Below are 22,012 nucleotides of genomic sequence, written 5' to 3'. Positions count from 1 at the left end.
TGAATATCCGTGGGAACAGCTACAGGCTTAAGGAAAAACTAAAAACCGGAATCTATTCGGCACCAAGCGCGCAGGTGGGTCAAAAATATCCCGGCGCTAGTGGGTCAAATTAATTCCGGCGTTGACATGACTCATTGAATAAGCGTCAACGGAGGAGAACAGCATCGATAAATAAGAAGGAAAAGTGTGAGTATTTTATTGATGTAATGTTAGATAAAATGGGACTTAAATATATCGATAAGGATTCGGTTATCTGTTAAGAAGTTCTAAGAAACTTGGGGGAAAGGCGAAGTTATCAAGTCATAGGAGGAATAAAATGGCATTAGAGCATGAGTTTTATCTCGTTCCTATTACAATAGATGTAGAACGATTTTGGATGAATAGAGAAAATAACCCTGAAATTATAGATCGTGTAGGGATACATGACGACATTATTCTGTACGTTGGTGATACATTAAACTGGATTCCGAGTAAAAATCCAGCTTTACATGGGACACCAGCCGGTACAGGGATCAACTATTACGGCGTTACTCTTTTTGATAAGGCTTCTGCTAGGAACTTAAAAAATGTATTTTCCTCTTGGAGAGACTTATTTCTAAACTCACCGACAACATTAGAGCTTACAGGAGAATTTGTTATGCTTGAAGGAGGGGGACAAGCGGGTCAGTATGAAAAGCTAGTTTATAATCGTAATGAAATTATTAAGCAATTTGAAAAGATAATTTCATTTTCCGATAGACTGTCCGAAGGTAATTGTTATGTATACCATTGTGGAATATAGAGGGGTTTGTAAAATACGATTTCAAATAGGGGAGAGAAACCTGTAGTTAGTATTGATGTTTCCAAGAATGAAAGTCAAGACATGATTTACCTGGGCGAAATCGACTTCCGGCTCGGAGCCACGCCGATCGATAGCGTAGGTTATCCGTGGAATTCCAGGTACACGATCGCAAGCGGCAACCTGCTCGCCGACTTCCGAGCGAATCTGAATGCCGAATCGCAAAGCCGGCTGCAGGTCGTTCGACTGTATGAAGTTCCGAATTCGGAAGGGGCGCTACTTCAGCGCCCCGCACTCATAAGCGATGTCCATGGCACGTTGTCCGTTTTCCGGGCGGACGATGGCGGTTAAAATAATGTCCGTCCCCGAAACCATATTCCCGGGTCCCCCGGCGCTGAGTCCGCTTGCGCTGGCGCTCGCCGCGGCCAAGATGCCGGGGTCCCGGCTGAAGTCCCCGCCCAGCGTCAGCGATCCGAGGCTCGGAATATCGCCCGTAATCGGATTGCCCGGGTCGGCTCCGTCGCCGGGAACCCCGTCGAACCGGTCGATTCGGGCTTCAATGACTTCGAACTCGCTTTTCATTTTCTCCAAAGCTTCTTGAGCCTGTTCCGGGGTATTGAAGTATACGATAACCGCCTTTTCGTTTTCGGGCAGCATGTCTGGGCTCCTTTGCCGAAATTTTGCGTCGGGTTCATTGTGCCCTATTTCGGCAAATCTAACCAAGTCCGGAGAACGTCTGGAAAAGAACCGCCGATGAGCTCCCCCGAATCGCTGCTTCGATTCGGCCCTCCATCCCTTCCGGCGGAAGCCATGCGGCGAGCTCCTTCACTTTGGGGTTCCATCATCAGCATACCGTTTTTTTGAGCGCGGCATTTCTTGCGAATTGCGGGGTCGCGTCATCGAGCGGCCGTCCCCCCGACGGACTTACGCTTCCCGTCTTACGAAAGGTCCTGGGGAAAATAAAGCGTGACCGCCGTTCCCCGTCCCGAACGGCCGATCATGCGCAGCTTCGAATGGGGGCCGTATTTCAGCCCGAGCCGGCGATAGGTGTTCGCCAGCCCGACATGGGCGGAGGGGCCGTCGTCGGACGACAGCATCCCCTCGATCTCGGCCAGCCTTTCCGGGCCGATGCCGGGCCCGTTATCGATCACGGTGATTTTCAGCGTGCGCTCTTCCATCCGAAACCGGATCTTGACGGCAAGCCGTTCCGCATCGCCCTGCTCCAGGCCGTATTGAATGCTGTTTTCAATGAGCGGCTGCAGGCTCAGCTTCAGTACCCGGCAAGTTTCCAGCCCTTCGAACGATTCCCATACGACCGTCAGCCTGTCCGGGTGGCGCATCTGCTGGATATGGACGTAATTGCGGCAGTACAGCGCTTCTTCCTCGAGCGAGACGAGGTCTTCGGCCGTGCGAACCGCATAGTCGAGCATGTCGGACAGCTGTTCGATCATGCGGCTGACGGCGTTCGGCGATCGGGTCAGCTCGACGCTTTTCCAATACACCGAGTGCAGCGTGTTGGACAAAAAGTGAGGATTCATCTGCGATTGAAGCGCGCGCAGCTCGAGCACCTCCTCGCGGTATTTGCGCTCCGATAGCTGGATTTTCAAATAACGCTGCTGCAAAAACGCTTCCAAAATTCGCTGGACGATCAGCTCGTACAGATCGCGTATCCGTCCGCCTTCCTGCGGCAGCGTCTGCTGATCGGCGGAATTGAGCGTGCGGATAATGCCGTCCACTTGCCGGTAATGCTTGCGCGTCATCCCGAAGGCGAACAGGCAGCTGATGAGCACGGAAAACAGCGACAAAAGGACGGTAAACTCGGTCAACGTCCGCACGGGACCGTAAAGCGACCGGCTGGGCACTGACGTCGCCAGAAACCAGTCGAGCCGGGGAATCGGCATGACGGTGACATGCCGGCCGGCTTCCGCGAAGGAAACCGGCGAACCGCCGGCTGCCTCGGCGGAACCTTCGGCGGCTTGCTTCAGCCGGGCGGCCGCGGCGCCGGACAGCTCGGGGCCCGAAAGTAGAAACGGCCGGAAAGCTCCGTCCGTGACCAGCAGAGTCTGATCGGGGAATTGGCGTTGTTCTTCGAACGAACGCGCGAAATAGGAGGGATCGACGTTGATCGCGATCACCCCTTTGCCGGAGGCGATCGGTTTGGAAACCGTCACGATGTCGCGCGTCGCGCTCGCGAGGGCGAACTCCTGAATTTGCCTGGCATCGGTCCGCATTTCTCCCCGGAACGGGCGGCCGACCGTTTCGAGCCAGCCGCCGTCGAAGAACGAATCCGGGTGGGTCAATCCCTCGCGCGACGACAGGAACCGGCCGGCCGGGTTGTCGTAATAGACGTAGATCGAATGGATATAAGGCTTGGAATTGGCCGGCACTTCGATGACGTTCCGCAGGTAAAACAGCGCTTCCCGCTCATCGTAGCTGAACGATGGCTTCGTCAGTACCCGTTTGAGCATCATTAAAATTTTCGGGTCCTGGTCGAACGACAAGCTAAGCGAGTCCATCTCGCCGGCGACGATTTGCAGAAAATCGCCGTATTGCCGAAGCGTCTGCTCGTTGTCCGCTTCGATGCCTTCGCCGATGTACCGCTGCGTAATGAAAATCGACAGCGAGCCGAGAATCAGAACGGGAATAAGGCAGAACAGCAAAAAACGAAAAAATTGGATAAGAAAAAAACGGCGGCGCAGGGAAGGGCGGATGAACCGCCGGACGCTGCTACGCTCGTCGATACTGGCCAGGGGTTTTTCCGAAGTAGTCTTTGAAAGAGCGAATGAAGTTTTTGACATTGGCATACCCCACCATTTCGCTGACCTCGAACATTTTCCAATGCGGCTCCTGCAGCAATTCGGCCGCCTTTTCCATTTTGTAAGCGAGTACATATTCGGAGAAATTCATGCCGGTCGCCTTTTTGAAGTACGTACTGAGGTACGTCGGGTTCATATGAACGACGCCGGCCGCGTGCTCCAGCTTGACGGAGCGGTAATGGAGCGCCACGTAGTCCGTGATTTTGCGGATGATCGGGTCGTCCGCGTTGTTCAGCATGGCGTTCGCGTGACTTTCCCCGGGAGCGGCATCGGGTTGATCTTGCGAATGGCGTTCCCGATCCAGCGTCTCCTTCAGCTCGCGGAACACGTCCATCAATTCCCGGTACTTGGCCGGCTTGACCAAATATTGCCGCACGCCGTACGCCATCGCCTGGCGGGCGTATTCGAAATCGCGGAACGCGCTGAGCAGCACGATTTTCACCGGCAGGTTTCGCTGATGAATTTCCTTCGACAGCTCCAGCCCGGACATCCGCGGCATCCGAATGTCGCACAGCACCGCGTCGACCGGGTGCGTAAGCAGATAGCGCAGCGCATCCTGGCCGTTGTCCGCCTGTTCCGCGATTTCGAACGAGACTTGATCCCACGGAAACGAACTGCAGAGCGTCTTGCGGGTATCCGTGTTGTCGTCGACCACGAGCAGCTTGTACACCGTCATGCCCCCCTTTTTTCTACTTCATCATAATATAAAAGCGCACGGCTGTTAATCGCTTCAAAACGAGGACCCAAAGACGTCAGTGTTTTCCAAAGAAAAGAAACCGCTTTATTGGAAGCGCTTAATGTTCGGCCCCATTTCCAAACTTCCACCCCTTAGCAGAAAGAAAGCGCTATGATACGATGACGTTGGCGCCAAAAATCGACACGAATCAGGGGGAAGGATGCGAAAATGAAACGAAAACCTTGGGCTGCGCTCGCCGCGCTACTGGCCTTGATGCTCATGCTAGCCGCATGCGGGGGGCAATCGGGAGGCGGCGCGAACGGAGGCGACACGGTGCCGGCGGGCGAAGGCGGCGCGTCGGCGGAGGGCGGCAAAGCCGATCCGGTCACGATCCGCTTCTCTTGGTGGGGCAGCGGTCCCCGGCATGAGGCGACGCTCGCGGCGATCGAGAAATATATGGAGCTGAACCCGTATGTGAAGGTCGAAGCGGAGTACATGGGATTCGACGGCTATTCGAAAAAGCTGGCCACGCAGTTCGCGGGCGACTCCGCGCCGGACTTGTTTCAGTACGTGAACTCGTTCAACGACCAGCTCGGCGACTACTTGATGGATTTGAAGCAGGCGGAGATCGACACGTCGACGTTTCCCGAATCGGCGCTGCGCGATTTCGCCACGTACGAGGACAAGCTGATTTTCATCCCGACCGGCCAGGACACGTTCGGCGCGATTTACAACGAAGCTTTCTTCGAAAAGCACGGCATTCCGCAAGACAAGTCGTGGACGTGGGACAGCCTGATCGAAATCGGCAAAAAGGTTCACGAGACCGACCCGGACGACTACTTGCTGACGGCGGACATCGACGTGATCGAAAGGGAGATCATCATCCCGTACGTCACCCAGCGGACGGGGAAAATCTGGATCAACGACGACTTTACGCCGAACTTTACGGAGCAGGATCTGGAGGGCGCCTACAGCTACTTGCTGCAGCTCTATGAAAACGGCGTCATGGAGCCTTTTGGAAACAGCACCGCGTTCGTCGGCAAAATGGAGCAAAACCCGAAATGGGTCAACGGCGAAATCGGCATGCTGTTCGACTATGCGGGCGCGTTCGGCAAATACGAACAGTCGGTGAGCGGCGCCAGCATTTCGATCGGGCCGTTCCCGGAGCATCCGGACGCGAAGCAAAGCGCGAATCCGATCACGGCGGGGACCGGCTTCGCCATCAACGACTCGTCGAAGGTGAAGGAAGAGACGGCCAAGCTGCTCGACTGGCTCGTCAACGATCCGGAAGCGGCCGTGATCCTCAATACTCAGCGCGGCATCCCGGCTTCCGGCAAAGCGCTCGAAGCGCTCGGCGCCTCCGGGCAGCTCAAGCCGGAGATCAAGGCCGCCGTCGAATACGCGGGCACCCGGACCGCTCTGCCGATCACGGTGCTGAGCGACAACGCGAGCATCCGCGTGGCCCATGAAGACGCGATCCAAAAGGTCATCTACAAAAAGCTGACGCCGCAGCAAGGCGCGGCGGAAGCGATGGCCAACATCAAGGAAAAGCTGGAGGAGCTGAAGGCCGAAGCCCGTTAACGGGCGGCCGATCCCGGCTTCCGCGGCGGCGGCCCCGCGCTTCGGGCGCAGGAGCCGCCGGTTTTCTTCGCCGCGCGCAAGGACCAGCCGAAAGGAAGTGACCCGTCTCTTGAAAAACAGAACGATGCGGCATGCCCTGTGGGGGCTGCTGTTTATTTCGCCGTGGCTGCTCGGCTTTCTGGGCTTTCAGTTTTACCCGCTGGCGATGTCGTTTTACTATTCGCTGACCGATTCCAGTCTCGTGAAGACCGGCGATTTTATCGGGCTGGACAACTACGTCAAGCTGTTCTCGCAGGACAAGGATTTTTTCCCTTCCATGCGGGTCACGCTTCTGTACACGTTCGTCGCGGTGCCGATCAAGCTGGCGTTCGCCTTGCTCGTCGCCGTTCTCCTGAATCGGAACAGCAAGGTCATGCACGTTTACCGGACGGTTTATTACTTGCCGTCCATCCTGGGCGCAAGCGTGGCCATTTCGCTGCTTTGGCGGTTCCTGTTCATGAACGAAGGCGTCGTCAACAGCCTGCTCGGCAAGCTGGGGCTGCCCGGCGTCGACTGGCTCGGCGATCCGGACGTCGCGCTCTTTACGATTTCCCTGCTCGTCGTATGGCAGTTCGGCACCTCGATGGTGCTGTTTCTCGCCGGGCTGAAGGGTATTCCTTCGGAACTGTACGATGCCGCGAAGGTCGACGGCGCGGGCCGTTTCCGCACGTTCGGCGCGATTACGCTTCCGCTGCTGACGCCGATTCTGTTCTTCAATCTCGTCATGCAGCTGATCGGCGCGCTGCAGGAGTTTACGGCCGCTTTCGTCGTCACGAACGGCGGTCCGATGAAGGCGACCTACCTGATCGGCCTTAAAATCTATGACGAAGCGTTCCTGGAGATGCGCATGGGGTACGCTTCCGCCGTCTCCTGGGTGCTGTTTTTGTTCATCCTCCTGGTGACGCTGATCCTTTTCCGCAGCTCGAACCGGTGGGTGCATTACGAGGATGGGGGGCGAAAATGATGCCTACGGCTTCGCGCCGACTCGCCAAAGCAAGCCTTCGCCATCTGGGGCTGGCGCTGATCGGGCTCGTGATGGTGTACCCGTTGATCTGGCTTTTTTTCGCATCGTTCAAAACCAATACCGACCTGTTCGGATCGCTCGGACTTTGGCCGGAACGGTTCGTGTGGGATTCGTACGCCAAAGGGTGGCAGGGCACGGGCCAGTACACGTATACGACGTTTTTCCTCAATACGTTTCTGCTCGTCGTTCCGACGGTGCTGTTTACGGTCGCCTCCAGCCTGATCGTCGGCTACGGCTTCGCCCGGTTTTCGTTTCCGCTGCGCAACGTCCTGTTTGCCGTCATGGTCGCGACGCTGATGCTGCCGCAAACGGTCATTCTGATTCCGAGGTACCTGATCTTCCGCAACCTGGGCTGGCTCGACAGCTACTGGACGTTCATCGTGCCGGCAATGCTCGGCTGCTTTCCGTTTTTTATTTTCATGATGGTGCAGTTCATCCGCGGCCTGCCGCGCGAGCTGGACGAGTCGGCGGTTATGGACGGCTGCGGGCCGGCCGGCATTTTGTTCCGGATTCTGCTTCCGCTGACCGTGCCGGCGATCGTGTCGGGAACCATTTTTCAATTTATTTGGACTTGGAACGACTTCTTCAACCAGCTCGTTTTTATCAGCAGCGTCAAAAAGTATACGATTTCCCTCGCGCTTCGCATGACGATCGATTCGACGGGGGGAGCGACGGACTGGAATCAGGTGATCGCGATGGGGATTCTGTCGATCGTTCCGACCGTCCTGGTCTTTTTCCTGGCGCAGCGGTACTTTGTCGAAGGCATCGCCACGACGGGCATCAAAGGATAGAGAAAAATCGGACAAAAGACGGGGAGTTGAAAACGAATGGAACGAGAGGAAAGCGAATCCGGCGTTTCGCCCTGGATGCCGGATCCGGGGGACGGCACCTATCGCAATCCCGTCCTGCATGCCGATTATTCCGATCCGGACGTGATCGGCGTAAACGGCGACTTTTACATGACCTCGTCGAGCTTTCACCATATTCCGGGCTTGCCGATTTTGCATTCGCGCGACCTCGTCAATTGGCGTCTGATCGGTCACGCGCTGCGGAGGATGCCGCTTCCGGGGTACGGCCGGCCGCAGCACGGCAGGGGCGTATGGGCGCCGAGCATCCGGCATCACGCGGGGAAGTTCTGGATTTTTTACGGCGATCCGGACGTCGGCATCTTCATGACGACGGCGGAAGATCCGGCCGGCGAGTGGTCGCCCTTGCATCTCGTTCAGGCGGGAAAAGGGCTGATCGATCCTTGTCCGCTTTGGGACGAGGACGGGCGGGCTTACCTGGTGCATGCGTTCGCCGAAAGCCGCAGCGGCATTCGGGACAAGCTGCGCGTCTGCCCGATGGATCCCGACGGCCGCCGTATCGGCGAAGGACGGATCGTATTCGACGATCCGGTTAACCATCCGACGATCGAAGGCCCGAAGTTTTACAAGCGGAACGGTTATTATTACATTTTCGCCCCCGCGGGCGGGGTCCCTCAAGGCTGGCAAACCGTGCTTAGAGCCTCGAACCCGTACGGCCCTTACGAAGACAGGATCGTCCTGCGCCAGGGCGGCTCGCCGGTGAACGGCCCGCATCAGGGGGGCTGGGTGGAGCTGGAAAACGGCGAATCGTGGTTCCTTCATTTTCAGGACAAGGACGCGTACGGCCGCATCGTCCATCTGCAGCCGGTCGCGTGGGAGAACGATTGGCCGCGGATCGGCGAACCCGGGGCGGACGGCGTCGGAACCCCGGTTCTTCGGTTTCGCAAGCCGGCGGCCGGCGTTGGTTCGCCGGTTGCGGCGCCCGCCGCGACCGACGAATTCGCGGCGGGAAGGCCGGGCCTGCAATGGCAGTGGCAGGCGAACCCGTCGCCGGAGTGGACGCCGCCCGGACCGGCCGGCGGCCTGCGGCTGCGCGCGATGCCGCTTCCGGAAGGCGCCGCGACGCTTTACGACGCGCCGCATCTGCTGCTGCAAAAGTTTCCGGCCCCCGCGTTCGAGGCAACGGTCGAGCTGGATGTCGCCGCTTTGAAGCCGGGGGACGAAGCGGGGCTCGTCGTGTTCGGCTTCCGCCACGCCCGGCTTGCGGCGGGGCGGGCCCGCAGCGGGGACCGGTTCCTTGCCTATACGGAGGGCGATCCGGCGGACGAGCGCGTCCTTTGGCGCATGCCGCTTACGGACGACCGAATCGGGCTGCGGGTATCCGTGGCCGAAGGCGCCGTCTGCCGATTCGCCTATCGCTCGGCCGGCGGGCCGTTTCGCCCGGTTGACGCCGGGCCGTTCGAAGCCGCTCCCGGCCGGTGGGTGGGGGCGAAGGTCGGGCTGTTCGCGGCCGGCGCGGACGGCGATGCCGGTTATGCGGCGTTCGGGCCGTTCCGGGTGACGCCGTGATCCTTCGCCCTGCGGAGGAGAGCTTCTCGCTAGCGCCGAAACTTTGCGATACCCGAACGAAGGGGCTTCCCGAATGGTCGAAAATCGACCTGAGGGAGGCCCTTTCTATTTCATTTTAGGAGGGATGCTCCGGTCGAAACGATTTTGACAACCTTCGCGTCCTTCATGGATAATGGACCCATGAGAGCGGCCCGCGCGGCGGCTTCTAGATCGCAAGGAGAATGGAGCGTTGTCATGAAATCACTCGTACTGGCCGAGAAGCCGAGCGTCGCGAAGGAAATCGCCCGGGTGCTCGGCTGCGGGCAAAAGCATAAAAGCCATATGGAAGGTCCGAATTATGTCGTCACCTGGGCGCTCGGCCATCTCGTCACGCTGGCCGAACCGGAGGATTACGATACGAAATACAGGACATGGAACCTGGAGGAGCTGCCGATCCTCCCGGAGCGAATGAAGCTGAAAGTGCTGAAGGAGACGTCGGGCCAGTTTCGCGCGGTCGCCCAGCTGTGCAAACGGTCCGACCTTGGCGAGCTCATCATCGCGACGGACGCCGGCCGGGAAGGCGAACTGGTCGCGCGCTGGATTATGGAGCTTGTCGGTTGGCGCAAGCCGTTCAAGCGGCTGTGGATTTCTTCGCAAACCGACCAGGCGATCCGGGACGGTTTCCGCGATCTGAAGCCGGGCCGGCAGTACGACGCGCTCTACCGGTCGGCGGTATGCCGCGCGGAAGCGGACTGGCTTATCGGCCTGAACGTGACGCGCGCGCTGACGACAAAGTACGATGCGCAGCTGGCGGCCGGCCGCGTGCAGACGCCGACGCTGTCCGTTCTGATCGAGCGCGAGCGGGAGATCCGAGAATTCCAGCCGAAGCCGTACTGGACGGTGGCGGCCGATTTCGGCACGTTCCAGGCCGTATGGCGCGAGAAGGACGGCCACGACGGCCGAATATGGGACGAGGCGCAGGCGCGGGCGATCGCGGAGCGCGTCGGCGGCCGAACCGCCAAGGTAACGAAGCTGCGCACGACGGAGAAAAGCGAGCCGTTTCCGCAGGCGTACGATTTGACCGAGCTGCAGCGGGACGCGAACAAGCGGCTCGGCTTCTCGGCGAAAATGACGTCGAACGTGCTGCAGCGGCTGTACGAGCAGCATAAGCTGGTCACGTATCCGCGCACCGATTCCCGCTATATATCCAGCGATATCGTGCCGACGCTGAAGGGGCGGCTGGACAGCATCGCCATAGGGCCTTATGCGGCGCTGGCCCAGGGCCTCGTCAAAGTCAGACTAATGCGAGGCCCCACTTAACATTTTAAAGATCGCTGGCTTTTTCCTCGAAGAACCGATACAATGAGCTTAATACCCATTTTATCGGTTCCATAAGGGGCAAGTATGACGAAACAAATCGAGCTGACAGCGCTAATCGTTCGACCGATTCAATCTCACGAGGAAGCACAATGGAACACGCTTATGCGAACTCATCATTATCTTGGATTTCGCCAATTGGTCGGCGAGTCGATCAAATATGTTGCGGAAATCCAGGGAAGATGGGTCGCTTTGCTGGGCTGGGGAACGGCTGCATTCAAATGCAGCTGTCGGGATCAATGGATTGGCTGGTCCAAAGAGCAACAATGGAGCCGGTTGTTATTTATCGCCAACAACCTGCGCTTTCTCATACTTCCTGGCGTACACATTCCCAACCTTGCTTCCAAGGTACTTTCCTTGAACGTAAAACGGTTGTCGGCGGATTGGGTCGCGGTTCACGGACATCCGTTGATTCTGGTCGAAACGTTTGTCGATCATGCCCGGTTTGCAGGGACGTGCTATATCGCAGCGGGATGGTTGCGACTAGGACAAACCCGAGGCTACGGACGGAACGCCGGACAATACTACTATCATGGGACAACGAAAACCGTTTTGGTGTATCCGCTCCATCGGCACGCCCGCACGTGGTTGTCCGCTCCTTTTTTGGTGCCGGAATTGCGCGGAGGCGGAGTGCCTGTGGTGAATTTGAATGGCGTGAACCTGGATCAGAATGACGGGTTGCTGGAACGTTTGAAACAGCTCAAGGATCCACGCAAGCCCCGTGGAGTTCGCCACAGCGTGACATCCACCCTCGCAGTCGCAATCTGCGCAACCCTCTCGGGTGCCCGCAGTTTTCTGGCAATCGGCGAATGGGCGGCGGATTTGTCCCAAGATCTCTTGCGTCGCCTGGGGTGTCGGTACCATCCCGAGCAACGTCGGTATATCCCGCCCAGTGAACCGACCTTGCGACGACATCTGCAAAGCGCGGATGCGGAACAACTCGACCGCATCTTGAACGAGTGGCTGACAGCTCAGACGGATCCGGAAGCGATCGCGGTCGACGGAAAGACGGTGCGCGGTGCCAAAGATGGTGAAGGCAAAGCACTGCACTTGCTTTCCGCTTTGTTGCACAAGGAAGGCGTCGTCGTTGCGCAACGGGCGGTGGACAAGAAAACCAACGAGATTAGGGAATTTCAATCGGTATTGGACCCTCTGGACTTGCGAGGGAAAGGGGTCACCGCCGATGCGCTGCATACGCAAGTCGAGCACGCCCGGTATTTGGGGGAAGAAAAACAACCCGACCCCTTCTTCACCGCCAAAGGGAAGAAACCGAATTCGAAAACAGCGATTGAGGACCTCGACGACAAGGATTTTTCCCCCTGAATATGTGACACGCGATAAAGGGCACGGGCGCATCGAAGTGCGCAAGCTGCAAACGAGCACGAAGTTGAACGACTACGTGACGTTTCCGTATGCGGCGCAAGTTTGCCGAATCCACCGAATCACCTACAATTTGCAAGGGGAGTGGATGCGGGAAGAAACTGTCTTTGGCATCACCAGCCTATCGGTCGAACGGGCCGATCCCGCTCGATTGTTGAATTTGAATCGCGGACATTGGTCGATTGAAAATCGGCTCCATTGGGTACGCGACGTCACGTTTGACGAAGACCGTTCTCAGATTCGAACCAAAGAAGGGCCGCGAGTCATGGCCACCTTGCGCAATCTCGCAATTAGCTTGTTCCGCTTAGGAAATCAATCCAACATTGCGAAAGCGACCCGCCGTTGTGCCAGAAAACCAGAAAGGGCTTTGGAACTGATCGGAGCTTAAAGACGACAAAGGACATGTCTGAGCATTTATCAACCTGACTTTGACGAATCCCTGGGCGCTGGCCCGCAAGGCATTGCGGGGAACGCTTTCGGTGTCCAAGCGCTTGGTCGACGACAGCAAAGTAAGCGACCACCACGCGATCATTCCGACGGAGCAATACGTCAACCTGTCCGCGCTGTCCGGCGACGAGCGCCGCCTGTACGACTTGATCGTGCGCCGCTTTATCGCATTGTTTTACCCGCCGTACCGATACGACGAAACGTCGGTCGTCCTCTCGGTCGATGGCGATCATTTTCACGCCAAAGGCCGGATCGAGAAGGATGCCGGCTGGAAAGAGGCGTACGCCGCCGGAGCGGGGTTCTCGGCCGTCGACGACGGGGACGACGAGGACGAAGGCGCGGAGCGCGGCGACGCCCAGCCGGCGCAGCGATTGCCGGAGCTGGCTTCCGGGCAGACGTTTCCGGTGAAAGCTTGCCGCCCGAAGGAGCTGCGAACGCAGCCGCCGGCCCGCTACACCGAAGCGGCGCTGCTCGCCCGGATGGAAAAGCACGGGCTGGGGACGCCGGCTACCCGCGCCGACATTATCGAGAAGCTGCTGTCCACCGACACGATCGAAAGAACGCAGAACCGGCTTGCTCCGACCGGCAAAGGAAGCCAGCTCTACGAGCTTGTCGTGAACGAGCTGCGCAGCCCCGAGATGACGGCGGAGTGGGAGCGGGAGCTGGAACGGATCGCCAAGGGAAGCGGCAACCCGCAAGCGTTCATGGCGGGCATCCGGGAGCGGGCGCGGTTATGGGTCGAGGAAATCAAACGGGAGTCCAAGGAATACAAGCCGCACAACCTGACGGCGTATCGTTGTCCGTCCTGCGGCAAGCCGCTCAAGGAAGTGAAGGGCAAGCGCGGCAAATCGTACGTCTGCTCCGACCGCGAATGCGACTACCGCCGGGCGGCCGAACCCGCGCTGACGAATCGGCGCTGCCCGACTTGCCGCAAGAAGATGGAGCTTCGCGACGGCAAAGCCGGGAAGTTTTTTCACTGCCGGCCGTGCAACGTGATCGAGAAGCTCGGCGACAAGCAGGGCGGAGGCCGGGCTGCCAAGCACGAGCAGCACAAGCTGATCGAAAAGTACAGCGACAACGCCGCGGCGACAAACAGCTTGGGCGATGCCCTGCGGGCCGCCTTGGGGCAGAAAGAGGATTAATGTTTTTTCTCGCCTGAGATTTGCGATGGATCTTAACCAATTACAGTTAATTTTGCTTTTGACACCAGAACACCTGTTTGGTATAATTTGTCTATATAGGCCGAGCCTCCTTGCCCATGGAGGATATCACCTGACGTATAGCTGTTATTGGTGGGATTTATTTTGCGTGAGCGGGAGGCACGGACGATGAGCGAACGGTTATTGGAATCGATATTGGACGAGCTTAGAGGCGTGAATCGGCGATTTGACGGGATCGATCAGAGGCTTGACGGCATCGATCAGAGGCTTGACGGGATCGATCAGAGGCTTGATGGTATGGATCAGAGGTTTGACGGGATCGATCAGAGGCTTGATGGTATGGATCAACGTTTCGATGGTATCGATCGGCGGCTCGATCGAATGGAGGGAACGCTGAACGAAGTGAAGGTTGCGGTGCTGGAAACGCACAAATGGGTGGAAAATATCGCCGAAGTGCAGCAACAGCACGCGTCTGCGATCGAATCGTTAAAGACGGAGCAGCAACGGCATGGCAAGATCATCGAGGCTCTGGCCGTGAAGTCGTTTGAGCATGACTCGGATATTCGCGAGCTGAAGAGAGCGAGATAAGGTTTATGGAAGTTGCCATTGCGAAATTTAAGCAGCCCTCCGACAGGGGGCTGCTTTTACTATAGGCGGGTTGCGGGCGATAATCCGGCATTACGGGGCCGGACATTCGACTTCCGGGGCGAAGCTTTTCTACCGCGCAAAAAGACCCCTCAGGGGGTCTTAGGAGAGACGTTTGATTTTGCAGCCGGTTAGTTCAATCCCGCTTTCGTCAACCCGAACGCGGCATCAGCCGAGCCGGGAACGCCTCTGAAGCCGACGTTGAGGCGGTTCCAGGCATTGATCGCCAGGATCGAGAAAGTCAGATCCGAAATTTCTTTTTCGGAGAACTGTTCGCGAACGCGAAGATAGATGTCGTCGGACACGCCGTGTTCCGGCAATTTGGTCAACGTTTCGGTCCATTCGAGCGCGGCACGTTCGCGGGGACTGAACAGTTCCGATTCCCGCCAGATCGAAGTGTGATAGAGACGAAGTTCTCGTTCCCCGTGAATTTTGGCTTCTTTGACGTGCATGTCCAGGCAGAACGCGCACCCGTTGATTTGCGATGCCCGGATATGAACGAGATCGCGAAGCTTCTCTTCGATCGCGCTGTTTTTTTCGGCGTTGCTGAATTCCATCATTTTTTTGAAAAATTCGGGAGACTGCTGCATGTAATTTACGCGCTGCGCCATCATGTTTTCCCTCTCTTTGTTTTTTATTGGATTCCGCCGACTCGATCTCTTCCTTGTTCGTTCCGTCGCCTCCTCCCGAGATCGCGTTTCGTATGTACGACGATTCGGTGCATTATGTTGTGACCGAACGGAAGCCCGGGAGTGCGTTCAAATGAAAAATCGCAAAAAAAGCCCGGCCACAGGCCGAGCAGAGGAAGTTTAGGCCAATTTTTCGATCACGATCGATGCGCTGACTACAGGCGTTCCGCCTCCGATACTTGCCTGCAGCGTCTGTGCTCCGGTGTTGTCGATCCGATTCAGCGTCAGGACGCCGCCGGCTGTCAACTCAGCGATCACTTGGCCTTGGTAAGGATTGTTGCCCGCGCCCGAGCCGTAATTGCTGCACAAAACAAGAGACGCGGGAGTCGGACCGGCGGCGTCCGGATCAAAGAACATGCCGAACGCGCTGTTTCCGGCCGTCGGGAATACCTCCCAGCTAATATGATAGAATCCGGTTTCGTTCACGTTAACCGTGGAAGGGCTGGTAAACGTGAACGCAGTTCCGTTGATGAGGGAGTTATTGAACGTCACCGCGCCCCCCTGGCCTCCGGGGACGGGTGCGGGCGCGACGGTCTGGTTGACAGTGCTGCATAGAAACGAAAACGAAGAAATTCCGCCTGCCGGTCCCGCCGGGCCTTGAGGACCTGTAGCACCTTGAGGACCTGTAGCACCTTGAGGACCTGTAGCACCTTGAGGACCTGGTTCGCCTTGAGGACCTGGCTCGCCTTGAGGACCTGGTTCGCCTTGAGGACCTGACTCGCCTTGAGGACCTGGAGCGCCTTGAGGACCTTGAGGACCTGGAGCGCCTTGAGGACCTTGAGGACCTTGAGGACCTTGAGGACCTTGAGGACCTTGAGGACCTTGGGGACCGACTACTGTCGGCGTCGTAACGTTAACTTCGGGAGGGGGACAGTTTACTTTGACGATTTTTTTAAACACTTGCGGTTTTCTTTTTTTATCGACATGCGGTTTATTTTTTTGATCTCATGCGGCTTTTTGCTTTTAACCGTCGAACCGACCACTACCGTCTTTTTTTTGCAGTGTTTACGATCTGGACAACTCAAGACATACACCTCCTGTAAATTTGTCTACAGCGTATGTCCTTGGCGACGGGCTTGAATGGACGAACAACCAGAATATAGTAGACTATGGTCAAATTTGAGAAAAATAGGCAAAAACACAAGGTAGGCTAAAAGACATGAAAGCTTCTATGAATTGGGCGGTTTATACCGTTTCGAATAGTTGACAGGCAGGGGCGGCATCCGATGGCTCTAGGCCGCTTGTTTTTTCGGGCAACGGATCACGAACAAGGTTTCCTTGCCGGGAACGCTCGATACTTGCACGGTCCCTCCATGCGACTCGACGATCTGTTTGACGATCGATAGCCCCAGACCGAGCCCTTCCCCCTTTCTTCCGCCGTTTGCGCGATAGAAGCGTTCGAAGATTCGGTTGCCCTCCTCTTCCGGGATTCCTTTTCCTTTATCCTTGATTGCAATGAAAATATCATTCTCGTCTTCCAGAAGCCGGATCCCCAAATAGCCCCCTTCGTCTCCATAGCGGATGGCATTGTCGATCAGGTTGCGGATTGCCCGTTCGAAAAGCGCGGAATCGATGCTCGCCTCGACGTCCCGGTCGGGAATATCCACGTCGATCGTCATCTGTTGGCCGTCGAGGAACAGCATGTACTCGGCCACGATCTTTCTGAGCAGTTCGGACAGATTATGAGGAGCGAGATGAAACTCAAGCGTGTCCGAATCTTGCCGAGCGATGTCCAGCAGTTGGTCCAGCAAGCTATCCATGTAGCGGGAACGCTGCAGGATGATTTTTGCGCTGGCCTGCAGTTCGTCCTCGTTTTTGTATAGACCGTTGCGAATCGTCTCGGCGTAACCGAGCAGCATCGTCAGCGGTGTTCTCAAATCATGCGAGAGGTTGGATAGCAGCAGCTTGCGGCGATTTTCGAATTGCTGGATTTCGCTCGCCTGACTGCGAATCCGCTGAGCCATTGAATTGTAATGTCTCGTCAGTTGCCCGATCTCGTCCTTCGACGCATCCTCCAGACGGATCGCGTCGCTGCGAAGGTTGACTTTGTTCATTGCATCGTTTAATTTGCGAATGCGTCCGTTCATCGACGAAAAAAAACAGATGGACAGCAAATAGGGCACCAGTAAGGAGATCAGCAAGGGCAAAGCATAGGTAAACAGGACTTCGAACGTGCGCACGTAGAAGTAAAATTGCCCCGACTTCATCGCTTCGCTCGGCAGGCTAATGAATAAATAATAGGACGCATTTCCCCGATCGACAGGATAAGCGAATGAAATTGTTTCGCCGTCCGTCCACAAGTTTCTCGGCATATTGAGAAAGCGATCCGTTATCTGTTTAAAGTCATAGGATCTGCTCGTTCCGGACGTATCGTAAAGCACGGAGCCGTTTGAATCCACCCATTCGAACCGAAGGGACGGCTGCTCGAGATGAATCCGATCCAGTATCGGCTTAACGTCGGCCCCGCCGGGCTCGGGTTCCAGTCGTTCAATCGCATCGAGAGTTTGTTGCGAGATGGCGTTCAGCTTATTCAAATCGTAGCCTTTGTTCCAGACGGAGCTCGAGATGAAAGACAGAACGATAAAAAGCGTCAGGCTTCCGACGGCGCTGATCGACATGATCAGCCATAGCTTCGTCTGATTTCTCATCTTCCGTCTCCCGAGAATCGATAGCCGACGCCCCGAACGGTATGAAGATGATGCCTGGACCCGTCGGCGCTTTCCAGCATGGCTCGCAGCCGACTGATAAAAACGCTCAAATTGTTGTCGTCGTAATTTTCGTGCTGCCAAATTTGCCGGTAAATCTCCCGCTTGGTCAGCACGCGGTCGGAATTGCGCATGAACAGCTGCAGCAGCTCGCATTCGACAGGGGTGAGGTCGTGCCGGATTCCGTCATTGTGCAAAACGAAATTGTCCACGTCGAGAACGAGCTTGTTCAAACGGATAACTCCGGACGGAAGCGGCGACTGGGGGCGGTGTCTCCGCAATTGGGCTTGAACCCGGGCGAGCAGTTCCATCGGGCTGAACGGTTTCGTAACGTAATCGTCCGCGCCCAAGCCAAGCGCTGCAATCTTGTCCTCGACCTCCCTTCTTGCGCTGAGTGCGATAACAAGAGTCTCGGGATGATTTTCGCGCAATTGTTGAAGCACCTCGAAGCCGTTGCCGTCATCCATCATGATGTCCAGGATCATGATTTCGAAGCGTTCCTCCCGCATTCGCTCCATCGCCTGCCGTCCGGATTCGGCTTCGACGGTTTGGAAGCCTTCCCGTTCCATATGTATCCGGATCAGTCCGCGGATCTCGGGTTCATCATCGACGATAAGCATTCGGTACATGGCCGTTTGTTCCTCCAAAGGTAGCAGCGATTAAGATTATCATACATGAAGTGACGAAGAGCTTGCTATCCCGATCATTAAGATTCCGTTAAGAAAAGTGAAGCCGTCGGTCGCTAAAATGGGTTATAGGTCAGGGCTTGCTCGAAACCATATGACGGATTCCCCGAATCAAGTCCATGCATCGAACCCATGGGACGAAACGACGAAGTTGCGGGAGTGGCGGCGATGAGCGTTACGATTATTCTCTACGCGGAACAAGCAACGCGGCTTGATTTTTGTATCGAGAGCATTCAACGGCATACCGGGCCTCCGTACGAGTTGATTGTCATCGACGAGTTGGATGATCCCGCCGAGGCCGAGCGTTATGCGGAAAACCCCGGAGTTCGTCTAATGGGTTGGCCAGGGAAGCTTAGCGCTGCGGAGGGGTTCGGGATTGCGGCTTCCGTTGCCGAATTCGATACGCTGGTGTTCATGCATGATCATATCGCGGTAACCGGCGGGTGGCTTTCGGATCTGATCGAATGCTTGAACGCTGACAGAACGCTGGCATTAATCGCCCCCGTGATGAATGACGGAAAAGGAGAACAACTGCTGGATTGCGAATATTCGGGAATCGATTCGCTGTTTGCCCTCGCAAGGGGGAGGCGCGCCGTTCGGTCGCGAGGAATTCGAAAAGTCGGCGAGCTGGCGGGGGCGCTTTTTATGACGCGAAGAGAAGTTCTGGAGGAGATAGGCGGATTCGATTTTGAACGCGGCGGGATCGAAATCTCGCGTTTGTGCGAAAGGGCGCGCGATGCGGGGTACGGAATAGCGGTTGCGAAGGATTGCGTCGTCGTTAATCTGCTGCCTTTCGAAAGCGGGAAGGGGCCGGTTCCGGAAGCTTCTTCGGAAAAGCCTGACCGTTTGCCGACCGTGACTTTATGCATGATCGTCAAAAACGAAGAGCGGACGCTCGCGCGCTGTCTTTCCAGCGTCAGCGATGTCGTCGACGAGATCGTCATCGTCGATACCGGTTCGACGGACCGGACCAAGGACATTGCCCGCGAGTTCACGGACCGGATTTACGATTTCGAGTGGACGAACGATTTCGCCGCAGCCCGCAACCATGCGTTCAGTTTGGCGACTACGGACTACATCATGTGGTTGGATGCCGACGACGTGCTGCTCGCCGAAGATGCCGCCCGATTGAAAGCAACATTAAACGACCTGTCGGCGGGCATCGACGCGATATCCATGCCTTATCATCTGGCTTTCGACGAGGATGGGCGCTTGCTGAGCAGCCTGCGGCGGAATCGGATCGTCAAAAGGGAACGCGGGTTTCGTTGGATCGGCCAAGTTCACGAGTACTTGGAGGTTCGCGGCGAAATTCTCGAAGCGGAGGCTGCCGTCACCCATAGGCGCGTGCACACCGATACGAATCGCAATCTCTTGATCTATGAAGAGCGAGAACGGGCGGGCGAACGATTTTCGTCGCGAGATCTTTTCTATTACGGAAACGAGCTTAGCGATCACAAGCTTTGGGAACGGGCGATCGAGCAATACGAACGTTTTCTGACTCGGGACGACGGCTGGCGGGAAGACCAAATTGCCGCATGCGGCCGGTCCGCGGATGCGTATCATGCGTTGGGGAAACTCAAGGATGCGAGAAGGAAAGCGCTCCAGGCTTTCCAATATGATTCTCCCAAACCCGAGATCAGCTGCAGGTTGGGCTTTTATCATATGGAAGAAGGCGATTACGCGGGAGCGATCCCCTGGTATGAACAAGCGCTCCGCATCCCGTCCTTCGTGAAGACGAACGCGATGGTGCAGCATGGCTCTCGAACCTGGGTGCCGCATTTGCAGCTTTGCGTTTGTTATGACCGCCTGCAAATGTACGATTTGGCTCGCAAGCATAACGAGGAAGCTGCCAAATATGTTCCGAACCACCCGAGCGTTTTGCAGAATAGAGCTTATTTCAATCGTTTAGTCGAGGGAAGATTACAGGAAGCGAGGATTTGACCCATGAATGATCGGTACTTGAAAAAAGAACTCAGAAAATCTCGCAAGTCGGCCCGCCGGGATCATCGATCTTCCCGCGTATCCAAGCATTTCATGACGATCGGGGCTATCAGCTCCGTGGCCGGGCTGGTCCCGCCATGGGCGTTTTCCAACGCGCAAGCGGCGGCGGCCGGTCCTGTCGGATTCAGGGATGTTCCGCAAAACTTCTGGGCCTATCCGGACGTGATGAAGCTGGCTGCCATGGGAGTCGTCGGCGGCAATCAAGCAGGCGCGTTCAATCCGAACGGAACGACAACGCGTCAGGAAGCCATCGTCATGATTCTTCGGCTTCTTGGCGTGGATTCCCCGGAGAATAATCTTACGCAGACCGCGCTTTCTTCGGATCCGTGGGCTCGAGGCTGGATCGCCTTGGCTATCGAGCGCGGCCTAATTTTAACTGGCGAAGAGAATACCTCCTCGCCGAACTGGGGGAAGACGGAGGCTACCCGCGAGTGGATGATAAAAGCGATTATTCGGGCACTCGGCCAAGAGGACGAGGCAGGCCGATTAGCGGATCGCGCTTCTTCGTTTGCGGACGATTCGAAAATATCGGCTTCGGCTCGAGGCTACGTGAACGCAGCCATTAAACTGGGCCTGATTTCCGGTTTTGAAAGCAAAACCTTTCGTCCCGAATCCGTCCTCACGCGTTCGGAGGCGGCTGCCTTCGTATCGCGGGCCGAGCTGTATTTGGAGGGGACGGATCGGGTCGTCCGCGGGATGCTGGTTCGTTTATCGGCGAATGACGTGACGATCTTGTCCGACAGCGGCGAATCTCTGCGGTTCGATCTAGGGGCCGGAGCCGTCGTTCACGGGACGAATCTTCAGCCGGGCCAAATGATTGCTGTCGTACATCAAGAAGATACGGCGTTCTACATCGAACCCAGCGCGAGCTTGTCGTTTATCGCGCAGCAAAATAAAAATGCTCAGGAGAATTGGCTAAAGTCTATTTTCGAGGGAATCGTTGCATTTGACGCCGCTCAATCCGAGTCCTATGCCCAGTATCAAATGGTTACGTACGATGGAAGCACGTACATCGTGCTGAATGCATCGCCCAAAGGCCTGCCGAACGACTCGGCCGATTACCTGCTTATTGCCGCTGCCGGAGCGGATGGATCGCCGGGCTCTTCGGGAGCGGCCGGAGCTGCCGGCGCAACCGGGGCAACCGGAGCGGCCGGCGCAACCGGAGCGACGGGAGCAACCGGGGCGACGGGCGCAGCCGGAGCGGACGGGGCAACGGGAGCAACCGGAGCGACGGGCGCTATCGGGGCGACGGGAGCAACGGGCGCAACCGGGGCGACGGGCGCAGCCGGAGCGGACGGGGCAACGGGAGCAACGGGAGCAACCGGGGCGACGGGCGCAGCCGGAGCGGACGGGGCAACGGGAGCGACAGGCGCAACCGGGGCGACGGGCGCAGCCGGAGCGGACGGGGCAACGGGAGCAACGGGAGCAACCGGGGCAACGGGCGCAGCCGGAGCGGACGGGGCAACGGGAGCGACAGGCGCAACCGGGGCGACGGGAGCAACCGGGGCGACAGGTCCTGAAGGTCCAATGGGACCTCCGGGACCGATTGGACCTCCGGGGCCTCCTGGAGCAATCATTCCTTAAGGCAGGTCAGTCAACTGAATGCAAAGGCGGCGGTCGGTGTTGCCGGCCATGCCGCCTTTTTTTTCGATGT

18 protein-coding genes and 3 pseudogenes are annotated in these 22,012 nt (G+C 57.1%); 13 read left to right on the top strand and 8 right to left on the bottom strand.

Annotated elements, in window-relative coordinates:
* The first annotated feature begins 316 nt into the window (after positions 1–316).
* Entirely contained in the window at positions 317–781 is a 465-nt protein-coding gene (locus tag B7E11_RS28625) for a hypothetical protein (protein ID WP_080840816.1), read from the top strand.
* A gap of 111 nt (positions 782–892) precedes the next feature.
* Positions 893–1,051: pseudogene (locus B7E11_RS28620) on the top strand (manganese catalase family protein); the annotation flags it as partial.
* Positions 1,052–1,054: 3 nt separating this feature from the next.
* Here B7E11_RS28620 and B7E11_RS28615 read toward each other — a convergent pair.
* From B7E11_RS28615 to B7E11_RS28605, 3 genes are all read right to left on the bottom strand, one after another.
* Positions 1,055–1,435 carry a hypothetical protein gene (locus B7E11_RS28615; protein ID WP_080840815.1) on the bottom strand — a complete coding sequence of 127 codons (381 nt, stop codon included), beginning with the start codon at positions 1,433–1,435 and terminating at the stop codon, positions 1,055–1,057.
* A gap of 281 nt (positions 1,436–1,716) precedes the next feature.
* Positions 1,717–3,576, bottom strand: a complete 1,860-nt coding sequence (locus B7E11_RS28610; RefSeq protein ID WP_176220938.1) for a cache domain-containing sensor histidine kinase — start codon at positions 3,574–3,576, stop codon at positions 1,717–1,719.
* Positions 3,506–4,264, bottom strand: a complete 759-nt coding sequence (locus tag B7E11_RS28605; protein WP_080841109.1) for a response regulator transcription factor — start codon at positions 4,262–4,264, stop codon at positions 3,506–3,508. Before B7E11_RS28605 ends, B7E11_RS28610 begins: the two co-directional genes overlap by 71 nt.
* Positions 4,265–4,498: 234 nt before the next feature.
* On the opposite strand from B7E11_RS28605, the gene B7E11_RS28600 reads away from it, so the two are divergent.
* From B7E11_RS28600 to B7E11_RS28560, 9 genes and pseudogenes are all read left to right on the top strand, one after another.
* Positions 4,499–5,851: an ABC transporter substrate-binding protein gene (locus B7E11_RS28600; protein ID WP_080840813.1), complete on the top strand. Its 1,353-nt coding sequence runs from the start codon at positions 4,499–4,501 to the stop codon at positions 5,849–5,851.
* A gap of 109 nt (positions 5,852–5,960) precedes the next feature.
* Positions 5,961–6,854, top strand: a complete 894-nt coding sequence (locus B7E11_RS28595; RefSeq protein ID WP_281256560.1) for a carbohydrate ABC transporter permease — start codon at positions 5,961–5,963, stop codon at positions 6,852–6,854.
* Complete coding sequence (locus B7E11_RS28590) at positions 6,854–7,705, top strand: carbohydrate ABC transporter permease (RefSeq protein ID WP_342744492.1); 852 nt, start codon at positions 6,854–6,856, stop codon at positions 7,703–7,705. Before B7E11_RS28595 ends, B7E11_RS28590 begins: the two co-directional genes overlap by 1 nt.
* 36 nt (positions 7,706–7,741) lie before the next feature.
* Positions 7,742–9,289, top strand: a complete 1,548-nt coding sequence (locus B7E11_RS28585; protein WP_080840811.1) for a glycoside hydrolase family 43 protein — start codon at positions 7,742–7,744, stop codon at positions 9,287–9,289.
* Positions 9,290–9,523: 234 nt separating this feature from the next.
* Positions 9,524–10,561, top strand: a pseudogene (locus B7E11_RS28580) (DNA topoisomerase); the annotation flags it as partial.
* A 111-nt stretch (positions 10,562–10,672) separates the two neighbouring features.
* A complete protein-coding gene (locus B7E11_RS28575) occupies positions 10,673–11,968 on the top strand; it encodes an ISAs1 family transposase (RefSeq protein ID WP_080840809.1) in 1,296 nt (431 codons plus the stop codon).
* Between the two features lie 4 nt (positions 11,969–11,972).
* A complete protein-coding gene (locus B7E11_RS30730) occupies positions 11,973–12,413 on the top strand; it encodes an ISAs1 family transposase (protein WP_281256566.1) in 441 nt (146 codons plus the stop codon).
* Between the two features lie 91 nt (positions 12,414–12,504).
* Positions 12,505–13,614 (top strand): DNA topoisomerase, encoded by a 1,110-nt coding sequence (locus B7E11_RS28565; protein ID WP_342744491.1) that lies wholly within the window; start codon positions 12,505–12,507, stop codon positions 13,612–13,614.
* Between the two features lie 186 nt (positions 13,615–13,800).
* Complete coding sequence (locus B7E11_RS28560; protein WP_080840807.1) at positions 13,801–14,220, top strand: hypothetical protein; 420 nt, start codon at positions 13,801–13,803, stop codon at positions 14,218–14,220.
* Between the two features lie 188 nt (positions 14,221–14,408).
* Here the strand turns inward: B7E11_RS28560 and B7E11_RS28555 are convergent, their stop codons facing one another.
* From B7E11_RS28555 to B7E11_RS31120, 5 genes and pseudogenes are all read right to left on the bottom strand, one after another.
* On the bottom strand, positions 14,409–14,888 hold the full coding sequence (locus B7E11_RS28555) for a carboxymuconolactone decarboxylase family protein (RefSeq protein ID WP_080841103.1): 480 nt from the start codon (positions 14,886–14,888) through the stop codon (positions 14,409–14,411).
* A 198-nt stretch (positions 14,889–15,086) separates the two neighbouring features.
* A complete protein-coding gene (locus tag B7E11_RS30530; protein WP_240353325.1) occupies positions 15,087–15,458 on the bottom strand; it encodes a hypothetical protein in 372 nt (123 codons plus the stop codon).
* Positions 15,459–16,198: 740 nt separating this feature from the next.
* A complete protein-coding gene (locus B7E11_RS28545; RefSeq protein WP_080840806.1) occupies positions 16,199–17,614 on the bottom strand; it encodes a sensor histidine kinase in 1,416 nt (471 codons plus the stop codon).
* On the bottom strand, positions 17,611–17,883 hold the full coding sequence (locus B7E11_RS31125; protein ID WP_420830690.1) for a winged helix-turn-helix domain-containing protein: 273 nt from the start codon (positions 17,881–17,883) through the stop codon (positions 17,611–17,613). The genes B7E11_RS28545 and B7E11_RS31125 overlap by 4 nt, the downstream gene beginning before the upstream one ends.
* A 135-nt stretch (positions 17,884–18,018) precedes the next feature.
* Positions 18,019–18,240, bottom strand: a pseudogene (locus B7E11_RS31120) (response regulator); the annotation flags it as partial.
* Between the two features lie 285 nt (positions 18,241–18,525).
* Between B7E11_RS31120 and B7E11_RS28535 the strand changes: the two are divergent.
* Together B7E11_RS28535 and B7E11_RS30725 are read left to right on the top strand one after the other, a co-directional pair.
* The gene (locus tag B7E11_RS28535; RefSeq protein WP_176220936.1) at positions 18,526–20,298 is read left to right on the top strand and encodes a glycosyltransferase; all 1,773 of its coding nucleotides are present in this window, start codon (positions 18,526–18,528) and stop codon (positions 20,296–20,298) included.
* A gap of 3 nt (positions 20,299–20,301) precedes the next feature.
* Positions 20,302–21,942: an S-layer homology domain-containing protein gene (locus tag B7E11_RS30725; protein WP_080840803.1), complete on the top strand. Its 1,641-nt coding sequence runs from the start codon at positions 20,302–20,304 to the stop codon at positions 21,940–21,942.
* Positions 21,943–22,012 lie beyond the last annotated feature (70 nt).

This window comes from Cohnella massiliensis (genome assembly GCF_900169535.1).
Lineage (GTDB): Bacteria > Bacillota > Bacilli > Paenibacillales > Paenibacillaceae > Cohnella > Cohnella algarum.
Note: the sequence above shows the minus strand (reverse complement) of the source record. Positions and strands in the feature narration are given on the sequence as shown.